The sequence below is a fragment of the Coprococcus sp. RTP21281st1_F1_RTP21281_210402 genome (assembly GCF_040915325.1).
In the GTDB taxonomy this organism is placed as follows: domain Bacteria; phylum Bacillota; class Clostridia; order Lachnospirales; family Lachnospiraceae; genus Coprococcus; species Coprococcus aceti.
Map to the genome: position 1 here is coordinate 310,741 of NZ_JBCPDQ010000001.1, position 13,377 is coordinate 324,117.

Annotated in this window: 8 protein-coding genes; 1 reads left to right on the plus strand and 7 read right to left on the minus strand. The window is 44.0% G+C overall.

The features are described 5' to 3' along the window. The 4 genes from AB5150_RS01460 to AB5150_RS01475 form a co-directional block, all read right to left on the minus strand. The coding region (locus tag AB5150_RS01460; protein ID WP_368291082.1) for a cation transporter at nucleotides 1-614 on the minus strand (614 nt) is incomplete at its 3' end. A 198-nt stretch (nucleotides 615-812) separates the two neighbouring features. Beyond that, complete coding sequence (gene ppdK / locus AB5150_RS01465) at nucleotides 813-3,449, minus strand: pyruvate, phosphate dikinase (RefSeq protein WP_015534133.1); 2,637 nt, start codon at nucleotides 3,447-3,449, stop codon at nucleotides 813-815. A gap of 612 nt (nucleotides 3,450-4,061) precedes the next feature. Next, nucleotides 4,062-5,306 (minus strand): aspartate aminotransferase family protein, encoded by a 1,245-nt coding sequence (locus AB5150_RS01470; protein WP_022216005.1) that lies wholly within the window; start codon nucleotides 5,304-5,306, stop codon nucleotides 4,062-4,064. Nucleotides 5,307-5,359: 53 nt separating this feature from the next. After that, the gene (locus AB5150_RS01475; RefSeq protein WP_022057995.1) at nucleotides 5,360-6,757 is read right to left on the minus strand and encodes a glycine--tRNA ligase; all 1,398 of its coding nucleotides are present in this window, start codon (nucleotides 6,755-6,757) and stop codon (nucleotides 5,360-5,362) included. 346 nt (nucleotides 6,758-7,103) lie between these two features. On the opposite strand from AB5150_RS01475, the gene AB5150_RS01480 reads away from it, so the two are divergent. Next, nucleotides 7,104-8,510, plus strand: a complete 1,407-nt coding sequence (locus AB5150_RS01480) for a PLP-dependent aminotransferase family protein (RefSeq protein WP_022216006.1) — start codon at nucleotides 7,104-7,106, stop codon at nucleotides 8,508-8,510. Nucleotides 8,511-8,579: 69 nt separating this feature from the next. Here the strand turns inward: AB5150_RS01480 and recO are convergent, their stop codons facing one another. The 3 genes from recO to AB5150_RS01495 form a co-directional block, all read right to left on the minus strand. Then, nucleotides 8,580-9,323 carry a DNA repair protein RecO gene (gene recO / locus AB5150_RS01485; RefSeq protein ID WP_022216007.1) on the minus strand — a complete coding sequence of 248 codons (744 nt, stop codon included), beginning with the start codon at nucleotides 9,321-9,323 and terminating at the stop codon, nucleotides 8,580-8,582. A 97-nt stretch (nucleotides 9,324-9,420) separates the two neighbouring features. Then, nucleotides 9,421-10,320 (minus strand): GTPase Era, encoded by a 900-nt coding sequence (gene era, locus AB5150_RS01490; protein WP_015534137.1) that lies wholly within the window; start codon nucleotides 10,318-10,320, stop codon nucleotides 9,421-9,423. Between the two features lie 140 nt (nucleotides 10,321-10,460). Beyond that, nucleotides 10,461-13,370 (minus strand): insulinase family protein, encoded by a 2,910-nt coding sequence (locus tag AB5150_RS01495; protein WP_349092634.1) that lies wholly within the window; start codon nucleotides 13,368-13,370, stop codon nucleotides 10,461-10,463. Between the last annotated feature and the right edge of the window lie 7 nt (nucleotides 13,371-13,377).

Below are 13,377 nucleotides of genomic sequence, written 5' to 3' on the forward strand. Positions count from 1 at the left end.
ATATAAGGGGTAATAAAACGCAGGTTTGTATGCAACAGAGCAGTCTGTACCGCAAATGCTACAGCAACTCCCATACTGCTTATTACGTCAAGCTTCCACATATACAGCTCCGCTTTGATAGTTGTAGACTCATATTTCTTACTGTAATGACCGAGTATCGCATACATAACCGCACAACATACACATACAAGAAATTCGAATACCGCTATGCTCCCCGCATCTACCTCATGTCCACCATGAAACAACAGCTTTATATTCTCAACCATGAGATTACATGTGAGTGCAAGTAATACACTGTACTTCACAAGGAGGAAAAGTGATTCCACCTGGGCATAGCCATATGGATGTTTCTCTGTCACAGGTTTATACAGAAGCGGAACCAGCACCATAAATGGTCCTATCATGACCAGATCTGCGGAGTCGAACAGGCAGTCCGTCCAAAGCGAATGTGAATGGGTATACCATGCCATCACGCCCTCCGCAAGTATGAAGAAGACACTTCCCATAAAAGACAGACGAAGTATTCTCTTCTCTATTGCAAGCTTGTCCTTTCTCGACCTACGTTCCTTCTTCTTAGCTTCTCTTTTACTAATTTCTACATCTCTTTCATTCATTATATATTCTTCCTATGTTTAATTTCCATAGACCACAATATCATCAGTACATAATATAATCAAGTATCGGCTATTGATTTCTCCTTTTTGATATGCATATTTTTTACAAAAAAGTCCCTGTAACCACCTCATGGCAATTACAGGGACTCATATTGTCTTTATTAAGCTAATTACTTACAAGTTCTGTTCGTACGAATCCTACTTGTTAGCGATTGCAGCCTGAGCAGCAGCAAGTCTAGCGATAGGTACTCTGAATGGTGAACATGATACATAATCAAGACCAATCTTGTGGCAGAACTCAACTGATGAAGGATCTCCACCGTGCTCACCACAGATACCGATGTGAAGCTTTGGATTAACTGGCTTACCAAGCTTAACTGCCATATCCATGAGCTTACCAACACCTGTCTGATCAAGCTTAGCAAATGGATCGTTCTCGAAGATCTTAGCATCATAGTAAGCATTTAAGAACTTACCAGCATCATCTCTTGAGAATCCGAATGTCATCTGTGTAAGGTCGTTTGTACCGAAACAGAAGAAGTCAGCTTCCTTAGCGATCTCATCAGCTGTAAGAGCTGCTCTTGGGATCTCGATCATTGTACCAACCTCATACTTAAGATCTACGCCAGCAGCAGCGATCTCAGCGTCAGCTGTCTCAACAACTACCTTCTTAACGTACTTAAGCTCCTTAACCTCACATACAAGTGGGATCATGATCTCTGGCTCAACTGTCCAATCTGGATGCTCCTTCTGAACCTCGATTGCTGCACGGATAACAGCCTTTGTCTGCATCTTAGCGATCTCTGGGTATGTTACAGCAAGACGGCATCCTCTGTGACCCATCATAGGGTTGAACTCATGGAGTGAGTTGCAAAGTGCCTTAATCTCCTCAACGCTCTTGTTCTTAGCAGCAGCAAGCTTCTCAATGTCAGCCTCCTCTGTTGGAACGAACTCATGAAGAGGTGGATCCAGGAATCTGATAGTAACTGGGTTACCCTCAAGTGCCTCATAAAGAGCCTTGAAGTCTCCCTGCTGATATGGAAGGATCTTATTAAGAGCTTCCTCTCTCTCTTCTACTGTATCAGAGCAGATCATCTCACGGAATGCTGCGATTCTCTCTGGATCAAAGAACATATGCTCTGTACGGCAAAGACCGATACCCTCTGCACCAAGCTCACGTGCCTTCTTAGCATCTGCTGGTGTATCTGCATTTGTTCTAACCTTAAGTGTTCTATACTTATCAGCCCATGCCATAACACGGCCGAATGTTCCTGCGATCTGAGCATCAACTGTCTTGATAACTCCATCGTAAATGTTACCTGTTGTACCATCGATTGAGATGTAATCTCCCTCATGGAATTCCTTGCCAGCGAGTGTGAACTTCTTGTTCTCCTCGTCCATAACGATATCGCCACAACCTGATACACAGCATGTACCCATACCACGGGCAACAACTGCAGCGTGTGATGTCATACCACCACGAACTGTAAGAATACCCTGTGCTGACTTCATACCTGTGATATCCTCTGGTGATGTCTCAAGACGTACAAGAACTACCTTCTCGCCTCTAGCTGCCCATGCCTCAGCATCGTCAGCTGTGAATACGATCTTACCACAAGCAGCACCTGGTGAAGCGCCAAGTCCCTTGCCCATTGGTGTAGCTGCCTTAAGAGCTGCTGCATCAAACTGTGGGTGAAGAAGTGTATCAAGGTTACGAGGATCGATCATTGCAACTGCCTCTTCCTCTGTCTTATGTCCCTCATCAACAAGGTCACAAGCGATCTGAAGAGCTGCCTGAGCTGTTCTCTTACCATTTCTACACTGAAGCATGTAAAGCTTCTTGTTCTCAACTGTGAACTCCATATCCTGCATATCATGGTAGTGATTCTCAAGAGTCTCACAAACCTTGATGAACTCTGCATAAGCATCTGGGAACTCCTGCTCCATCTGAGCGATTGGCATTGGTGTACGAACACCGGCAACAACGTCCTCGCCCTGTGCATTGATAAGGAACTCACCCATAAGCTTCTTCTCACCTGTTGCAGGGTCACGAGTAAATGCAACACCTGTACCAGACTCATTGTTCAGGTTACCGAATACCATAGGCATTACGTTAACTGCTGTACCCCATGAATAAGGGATATCGTTGTCTCTTCTGTATACGTTCGCACGTGGGTTATCCCATGAACGGAATACAGCCTCGATAGCTAACTTTAACTGCTCAACTGGGTCTGAAGGGAAATCTGTTCCTAACTGGTTCTTGTACTCTGCCTTGAACTGCTCAGCAAGTGTCTTGAGATCCTGTGCTGTAAGCTCTACATCGAACTTAACACCCTTCTCTTCCTTCATCTTGTCTATGAGCTGCTCGAAGTACTTCTTACCAACTTCCATAACAACGTCTGAGAACATCTGGATGAAACGTCTGTATGAATCGTATACGAAACGCTCGAATGCTGGATCTGGGTTGTGTGCTATCATAGCAGCAACAACGTCATCGTTAAGACCAAGGTTAAGGATTGTATCCATCATACCTGGCATAGATGCTCTTGCACCTGAACGAACTGATACAAGTAATGGATTCTCAAGATCTCCGAACTTCTTGCCGTTGATCTCCTCCATCTTCTTAACGCCATCCATAGCCTGAGCCATGATCTCGTCATTGATCTTACGGCCATCCTCATAGTACTGAGTACAAGCCTCTGTTGTAATTGTGAAACCCTGTGGAACTGGAAGACCAATTGCTGTCATCTCAGCAAGGTTTGCACCCTTACCACCGAGAAGATTACGCATGGTCATGTCGCCTTCGCTAAACATATAAACCCACTTGTTTGCCATTTGTTTGTTACCTCCTACGTAAACTTTATATTTCATGGTGTGAAGTCCCCGTGAAGTCTCCACACGCGCTAGACTGATTATAACATATATGTCAACATTAGCAAACTCTTTTTTCTATATTTTGTGGCAACTGTTCAGAGCCAAGCAAAATTTCATAAAACAGGTGTAAAATGCTTGCATTTTTAAGACTGTTTTTGAAATTTTATTTGGCGGATACGCCACACCGACTAAATGCGTAGCATTTTGGAGGTTGGCTCTGAACAGTCACATTTAGTGTATCTTTTTTGTTTTTTACGCCTATAATGCCACAAAATTATCTCCTTTTGAGCAATTTTATTCGTAAAGATGCAATCTATTAATTCCTTGTGTTATTTTTCTGGAAATGTCCTTAAAAGGCGAAAAAATTGTATCCAACAACCACTTTTCTAACACAAAAGATACAATTTCCAAACTGCCCGCACAACCATATCCACCCATCAAAAACATAGGCTGCGGAAAACTCCGCAGCCTATGTTTAACTTTATATCATGTCGCCTATCGGCTTCATGTGGATATTCGCATTATATCAGTCTTGCGCAATTACAACTGTCACAATGCTCATTAAATTACAAATTACTCACCATCAATAGCTGCCTTGAGAATATCAAGACCTGCAATAAGATCCTCATCTGAGATGATAAGTGGTGGCATGATCTTGATGACCGCGTTGTCACGGCCAGCTCTCTCTATTACAAGACCCTTCTTGAAAGCTCTTGCTGTGATGGCACCTGCTGTTGCATCGTCCTTAACCTCTACGCCCCAGAGGAGTCCGATACCACGTGTTGCAATTACATTTGGATCGCCGTCTATATTCTTCTCAAGATACTCTCTAACTATCTCGCCCTTACGTCTTGTCTCTGCCTCGATGTTGTTGTCAAGCATGAACTCAAGTCCTGCCTTTGCAGCTACCATTGAGAGCTGGATTCCACGGAATGTACCTGAATGCTCACCCGGCTTCCAGAGATCATACTCCGGCTTGAACATTGCAAGTCCCATAGGGAATGGGTATCCGCCGATTGACTTTGAAAGTGAGAACATATCAGGCTTGATTCCTGCTCTCTCAAATGAGAAGAATGTACCTGTTCTTGCACAGCCTACCTGTACGTCATCAACAACCATAAGGATATCGTTCTTATCACAGAACTCACGGAGTGCCTTGAGGTACTCTACTGAGAATACATTTACACCACCATCTGCCTGTACTGTCTCGATAAAGATTGCTGCAGGCTTCTCAACACCTGAATGATCGTCATCAAGAAGTGTCTGCATGAACTTGATCGTATCAAGCTCTGGGAACATGTAAGGAGCTGGAATGTGGTATACGTTGTCAAGTCCAACGCCTGCTCCTGCACGGCTTGCAGCATCACTTGTAAGTGATATTGAGCCAAGTGTCATACCATGGAAACAACCCATATATGCCCAGATCATCTCTCTCTTCTTGACCTTACGTGCAAGCTTTAAGAGTGACTCAACTGCATTTGTTCCTGTAGGACCTGCGAACATGATCTTGTAATCAAGTCCTCTAGGCTCAAGGACCTTTTTCTCAAAAAACTCGATGAATTCAGCCTTTGGTGCTGTCATCATGTCAAGAGAATGCATGATTCCATCGCTCTGGATGTAATCGATAACCTTCTCCTTTATATAATCATTGTTATGACCATAGTTCAGCGCGCCTGCTCCTGCGAAGAAGTCTATATACTCCTTACCATTCTCGTCATACATCTTGGCTCCCTTGGCCTTTGTAAATATCTCTGGGAAACTTCTGCTGTACGATCTTACATTTGCCTCGTATTCTGAAAATAACTCTTTACTATGCATCTTAATGCCTCCTGTAATTCAGTGTCCCGTATTATCTCCGGTCACACCATCAATTAATATTCAAATTTCTTCTCAAAGTAAGCCTTCAGATCTTCAATCTTGACTCTCTCCTGCTCCATGGTATCTCTGTCACGAACTGTGACTGCTCCATCCTCAACAGAATCGAAATCATATGTTACACAGAACGGTGTTCCTATCTCATCCTGTCTTCTATATCTCTTACCTATGTTGCCTCTGTCATCGAACTCACAGTTGTAGTACTTTGAAAGCTCTGCATAAATCTTCTCTGCACCCTCGTTGAGCTTCTTGGAAAGTGGAAGCACACCGATCTTAACCGGTGCAAGCTGTGGGTGGAAATGAAGGACTGTACGGATGTCTGGCTTCTCCTCTGTTCCGATGTTCTCCTCGTCATATGCAGCACACAGGAATGCCAGTGTAACACGGTCAGCACCAAGTGATGGCTCGATTACATATGGAATGTACTTCTCCTTTGTCTCGTCATCGAAGTACTCCATGGACTCTCCTGATGTATTCTGGTGCTGTGTCAGATCGTAATCTGTTCTGTCAGCGATTCCCCAGAGCTCACCCCATCCAAATGGGAATAAATACTCGATATCTGTTGTTCCCTTGGAGTAGAAACAAAGCTCCTCAGGTGAATGGTCACGGGCTCTCATCTCATCATCCTTGATTCCGAGATCCTTGAGCCAGTTGATACAGAAGCTTCTCCAGTACTCAAACCACTCCATATCTGTACCCGGCTTGCAGAAGAACTCAAGCTCCATCTGCTCGAACTCTCTTGTTCTGAATGTGAAGTTACCAGGTGTTATCTCATTTCTAAATGACTTTCCTATCTGGCCAATTCCAAATGGAACCTTCTTTCTTGAAGTTCTCTGTACATTCTTGAAGTTGACAAATATACCCTGTGCAGTCTCCGGTCTCAGGTATACAGTGTTCTTGGCATCCTCAGTTACACCCTGGAATGTCTTGAACATAAGGTTGAACTGTCTGATGCCTGTGAAGTTGTGCTTACCACATGTTGGACAGCAGATATTGTTCTTCTCAACGTACTCTTCCATCTGCTCGTTGCTCCATCCGTCTACTGCGCCCTCTGGAACAACTCCGTTTTCAGCCATAAAGTCCTCTATAAGTTTATCTGCACGGAATCTCTCATGACACTCTTTGCAATCCATAAGAGGATCAGCAAATCCTCCAAGGTGGCCTGAAGCAACCCATGTCTGTGGGTTCATAAGGATAGCACAGTCAACTCCTACATTGTAAGGGTTCTCCTGGATGAATTTCTTCCACCATGCTCTCTTAACATTGTTCTTGAGTTCAACTCCGAGATTACCATAGTCCCATGTATTTGCGAGACCACCGTAAATCTCTGAACCTGGATAAACAAATCCTCTGCTCTTTGCCAATGCAACGATCTTGTCTAATGTCTTTTCCATTGTAATCCTCCAAATCATATTCGAATTTGCATTTTTTCACTCTATCCGCCTTATTTTATACTCATTCAAATATTTTTGCAAGGTTCACGGCATATTTTGTAATATTATTTATACAAAGCTACTATAATTTGTGCCGTCAGACATCACCTTATGACTTCTTCTTATTGCTTACTCGCTATGACTCTTGTATAATAGCACCAGATTGGTTCTTTCTAAAGTTCCAATTTCAAGTATTTTTATAGTTCCAATTTGCAGTATTGGAATATGAACAAATCAAGTAATACGCAAATATCCAATGATACAAGGTATTTTTAACGCTTATAATATGCAGGAAAGGAACACGGAAATGATATCAATAGACAAGGCCTCCGATAAGTCTCTATACGAACAATTATATGAACAAATGAAATCCGAGATACTTAATGAGCACTATGCTGCAGGTGAAAAGCTCCCTGCAACAAGGCAGCTAGCCGCCGAACATAAACTGAGCCGCAACACAGTAGTATCTGCTTACAACCAGCTTGAACTTGAAGGATATATACGCTCCGTGACAGGCTCAGGCTACTATGTTGAGAACATCTCTGCATTTTCTCCGGACAAAAAGCCAAGACAAAGCCACAATATACAGCATTCTTCCAGACAATCAGGAAAGACATTTGACTACACGTTCAGCTACGGCAATCTGGACTACAACTGCTATCACTCCAGGGCATGGCGCAAATGCCTTATGAACGCCTGGGACATGATATCCATGGCCGATACCGCCTCCTACCAGATGTCACAGGGAAGTTACACCCTCCGCAGTCTTATCACCGAATATCTGTACATGTCCAGAGGTGTAAACTGCACACCGGAGCAGATCATTCTCACGAGCGGCCACCAGAGATCAATAGATATAATCACGCATATATTCAGTCCGTCAGACTATTCATTTGCCATAGAGGACCCTGGCTACAACGGAACATGGGAGATCGTCAGCCAGAGTCCGTTCAGGATCATCCCCATACCTCTTGAGAATGACGGTGTATCAATAGACCATATACAGAGGCTCAGAGACACGCTGTTATATGTGACCCCATCCCACCAATTCCCTATGGGAAGCATATTGCCTATCAGCAAGAGGCTAGAGCTCATAGAGTGGGCGGCTCAATCGGGAAGTTATATCATCGAGGATGATTACGACAGCGAGCTCAGATACCAAAGCAGACCAATTCCATCCCTGCAATCCATCGATAACAGCGACCACACTATATATCTCGGGACATTTTCCAAATCCATGTCACCGGATCTTCGAATATCATATATGGTGCTTCCAGCAGATCTGATGAAGGCATATGAATCCAGTTATTCACACACCAACTGCACAGTTCCAACGGTTCTGCAGCTTGCACTTATTGAATTTATACAGAGTGGTAATTATCAGCGCCACATAGGCGCCATGAAGAATCACTATAAAAAGAAGCATGATTATATATTGAATTATGTGAAACAGAATCTTGAAGATGATGTGATCATGTATGGTGCCGGAGCCGGTCTCCACTTTGTGGCAGAGGTTAAGAACTCAAAGCTTACCCAGACAGAGCTCATATCAGCTTTTGAACAGAAAGGCATACGAATCTTCTCCACAGAACCATTCTGGATAAGAAAGAATCTCTGTCCTGAGAACCAGCTTCTGTTTGGTTTCAGCGCCATACCATATGAAAAACTTCCCGGCGCGATGAAGGCGTTCTCTAAAATAATACACTCTCTGTGATTTGTATTTTAGACAGGTAATATACAAAAAGAAGAGAATCTCACGTCATGTAGGATTCTCTTCTTTTTTTCATGGCAGCGAGTCTATGATCTCCACCGATTTGAACTTCCTGTCCACATACATATCCATGAACTGCTTCGACACTAGCTGTATCTCCGCCAGTACAGGATCTGACACATTGAAGTTGTACATCTTGCCAAGCGGTGCACCATTTATGTATTGTATCGTGTATACTGCGTCATCAGATAGATGAAGCGGATGTTTTGCCCGGCCTTTGCATCCATCGCAGAGCAGTCCACCCGATGCTGCATCGAATACATTTGACACCTCAGCCTTGCCACATACCGGACAGTGGAAGCTCTGTATTCCCTGTCCGAACACATCCATAAGCTTTATCTCGTACACGCACCTGATGAGCTTTGCTGGCATCTGCCCCTTCTCCAGAGCCTTAAGACTCACATACAGAAGATTGAGGTAATCTGCTGCCCTGTCTCCCTCATGGGTCATGAAGCCCATGACCTCGCAGAAATACGATGCATAACAGTATGCATCTATGTCCATGGTGAGCTGATGGAAATATTCATCCACATCTATATTCACAAGCCTGTATGAATCCCGCGCCGGGATCAATGTAAAACTTCCCATGACAAACATCTGTGTCTTGGACTGGAGCGGATTCGTTCCTCTCCTCACACCTGTTGCAAATACTGTGATCCTGCCCCGTTCTTTGGTGAGGACCACCATTCTCCTGTCATATTCGCTCTGGAGGCTGCTGGACAGTACAATTCCATGCAATGTTACTTCTTCTCTCAATTGTATATCCACCTCCATAACAAATTTAACATGACAAGATCGGCAAACTATGCACTGCCCGCAGCAACTGCACATTTACCGATCCTGTTTGCACACACTACTCGTCTCTAAACCCAAAGTTCCTTAGCAATGTATCTGTATCTCTCCAGTCCTTCTTGACCTTTACCCAAAGCTTCAGATTGACCTTGGTGTCAAGAAGTCTCTCTATTCCATATCTCGCATGAGTACCGATCTTCTTCAGCATGACGCCCTGCTTTCCTATGATGATTCCCTTGTGGGAGTCCCTCTCACATATGATTGTCGCATCGATATCGATCAGGCCGCCATCCGGTCTCTCTTTCATGGAATCAATCACAACTGCAATACCATGGGGAACCTCTTTATCAAGCTGACGGAGCGCCTGCTCCCTGATGAGTTCGGCAACTATCTGTCTCTCCGGCTGGTCAGTGATCGTGTCCTCATCATAATACTGTGGTCCATACGGAAGATACTTCATAATGGTATCTATGAGCTCATCTGTGTTCTTGCCCTTTAATGCCGACACAGGAACTATTTCCGCAAAGTCACAGGCATCTTTATAGGTATTTATCGCCTCAAATACCTTGCTCTCCTCCACGTTGTCTATCTTGTTCACAACCACAATTATAGGTGTCTTTACATGCTGGAGCTGTTCTATGATATACCGCTCTCCTGCACCGATAAATGTTGTGGCCTCAACTATCCAGAGAACCACATCGACCTCATCCAGCGTACTCTCAGCAACCTTGAGCATGTACTCTCCAAGCTTGTTCTTCGCCCTGTTTATTCCCGGTGTGTCCAGGAAGATAATCTGTCCCTTATCGCTGGTATACACGGTCTGTATCCTGTTTCTCGTGGTCTGCGCCTTGTTGCTTGTTATCGCTATCTTCTGTCCTATCAGTCTGTTCATAAGTGTCGACTTTCCAACGTTTGGTCTGCCTATGATGGACACGAAGCCTGATTTGTATTCTTTATTCATATATCTCCTTCATCCTGCATGCGCAGGCTAACCTACGCATACGCATCTAGCTTTACTATGTCATGACCCTAATTCGCCGCTCGCAAGTCATGCAAGCACGCCCACTCACTTGCGCTCATTATATCGACTGTCGGCTATACCTAGAAAATCGCAAGTACATCCTTGAAGTTGTCCTTATTCTCCTCTATCTTGCTCTCTCCGCCGATGGCGCAGATGATTCCTGAATCCGTAACAGCCTTCACAAGTGGTGCAAGGGCTCTGATGGCATCTCTGTCGGTGGAGAGGATCTTATCACGCTCTCTCTGGATCTGTTCATCTGTAACTCCCATAAAGTATCTCGCCATATGGCTTATACCCTCCGCAACAGGAGTCGTCGGTGCATCTATCTGAGCCATGGTTCCAATGATATACTTGGTCATATCTCTGTCTGAGCACTCAAAGTTCTCCACGAACTTATATGCATTCTTGAATATGTCATATGTCTCCATGAGGTTTGGATCTCTGTATGAGCTCATATAGCAGGTTCCATTCCTGAGGAATGAGCACATGGCACCATATGCGCCGCCCTTCACACGGACATTTTCCCACAGATAACCATATGAGAATATGATTTTGAGAACGCTCAGTGAGCTGTCGTACTTGTATCCCGCATCCTCAAAATTACCCGCTATGGCAACATACTGAACCTGGCTGGCTGTCTTGAAGCCCTCATTCTTGAGATCCTTCTCAAAAGGCTTCACATCCTTATGTGCAGGTCTTGTAGAGAGTGCCATGCCAAAGTCCGCAAATGATTCCTCAAGCAGATCTGTCACGTCCTCATTTCCTGTATATGAAACCGTAAGTGCCCCCTTTCTGAGTACCTCTGCAAGGGCATACTGAAGCTTCTCAATGAAGTCATCGTACTTCTCATCGAAGTGATCCACTATGTCACACAGGAATTCATAATAAGCGATTCCACAGGTCTCATCCGTGAATCTTGCTCCCTCATCTATATAGGACATGGCTCTTGTGTATGCGGTCACATGTCCCGATGCAGCCATGCCATTCTTCATGCTGGACTTCTCCTCCGTCAGGAGCTCCTTCAGTCTCTTCCTGTCATCGATCTTAGATGAGAACATAATCTCCTTCATCAGTTCAACGGCATATGGAAGCTTCTCATAGAGTGCCTTCATTGACACGTAAAAGAACTTCTTGATATCCGTGTCACTGGCATATCCAACCATATCAAATTCTATTCCACCTATATTACTGTCTATCTCATTTGAAAGCTGTCCATAGGTATGCTTCTCTGTGTCAATATATTTAAACAGGCATGACAGCACAGCAAGATATGGCACAAGGTCATTATCTATATCATTTATATTGAAATAGAACCTCAGATATCCTATACCGTTTGTAAATATATCGTGGCTTACAACTGAAAGTCCGCCAATCTCAGATTCAACATTCTTAAGCTTTTCAGCCTCTTTGTCAATGTCATCTATCGACAGAAGTGGAACCTTGGCAAGATCTTCGGCTGATGAAGGGGTTGCCTGATACTCCTTGAGTGCCTTTGTATCCTCCACAATCTTCTCAAGCTCCTCACGACTGAGTGTAGCCTTGTATGCAGCCAGCTCATCAGCGATCTTCTTCTCGTTCTCCTTGTCAAGCCCCTTCTTTGGATTCATAGTGAGATACAGGCCAAATGTATTGTCAATGAAACATTCCTTTATGATCTGTTCAAAATATCCATTCTGAAGATCCTCTCTCAGCTCCTTATACACATCATTCATCTCAAAAAACATGAGTGCCTTGGTATCGTCATACAGCCAGCTGTTAAATGCATCCAGTCCGTACATAAGTCCCTTAGGAAACCTTCCAAAATTGGCCTCCTTGTGCTTGAACTCAAACTTGTTGATTGCAGCCTCAACCGCATCCTTATCTATACCATGGCTGAGTTCTTCAAATGTATCATCTATTATCTTTATGAATCTGTCCTTATCGTTCTTATCCGCGCCTCTTGCTATGATAGAGAATGTGGTCTGCTGACAGCCATTGTCAAATGAGCTGTAGACCTCCTCGCCTATACCCGCATCAGTCAGAGCTTTCTTCAGGACAGCTCCCGGCGCATCCATGAGCACGTACTCAAGTATTTCAAGGGCTGTAACCTTCTTCTTTTCGGTGCTGAGCCCTGTTATCTTGCTGTATGTGAGTATGGAATTGTTCTCCTCTGGATCAGTATCAGCTATGGAGTACTCCTTAGTGATATCCTTCATCTCGTCAAATGGCTTCTGAAGAGGGATCGCTGAATCTATCTCCTTGTAATCGTAATGTGACAGATACTCCTCATCTATAAATTCCAGCTCCTTCGCCATATCACAGTCACCATACAGATAAATATAACTGTTCGATGGATGATAATATGTCCTGTGGAAATCTCTGAATCTCTCAAGGGTGAGTGTAGGTATGGATACCGGATCACCGCCTGAATCATTGCCATATGGAGTGTCCGGCATGAGTGATGACTCTATCTCTCTGTACATAATCGACTCAGGACTTGAGTACACGCCCTTCATCTCATTATACACAACTCCGTTGTACTTCAGGTCTCCGTCCACAGAGTCAAGCTCGTAGTGCCAGCCCTCCTGCTTCATGATCTCATCATGTATATAGATATCCGGATAGAACACTGCATCCAGATACACACTCATGATGTTCTCAAAGTCCTTCTGATTGAAGCTCGCTATAGGATATACCGTCTTGTCTGAATAAGTCATGGCGTTTAGGAAGGTGTTCAGAGAACCTTTTGCCAGCTCAACAAATGGATCCTTTACCGGATATTTCTTTGAACCACAAAGCACTGAGTGCTCAATTATATGAGGTATTCCTGAATCATCATATGGAGGTGTCCTGAAACCTATATTGAACACCTTATTCACATCGTCATTCTCAATGATGAGAACCCTTGCCTTTGTCTTTATATGCTCCAGCACATATCCCTTGCCATGTACCTCCGGTAGATCCTTCTCCTCAACTATTCTGTAAGCCTTTAAATCTTTGATATTTCCCAATTCATAT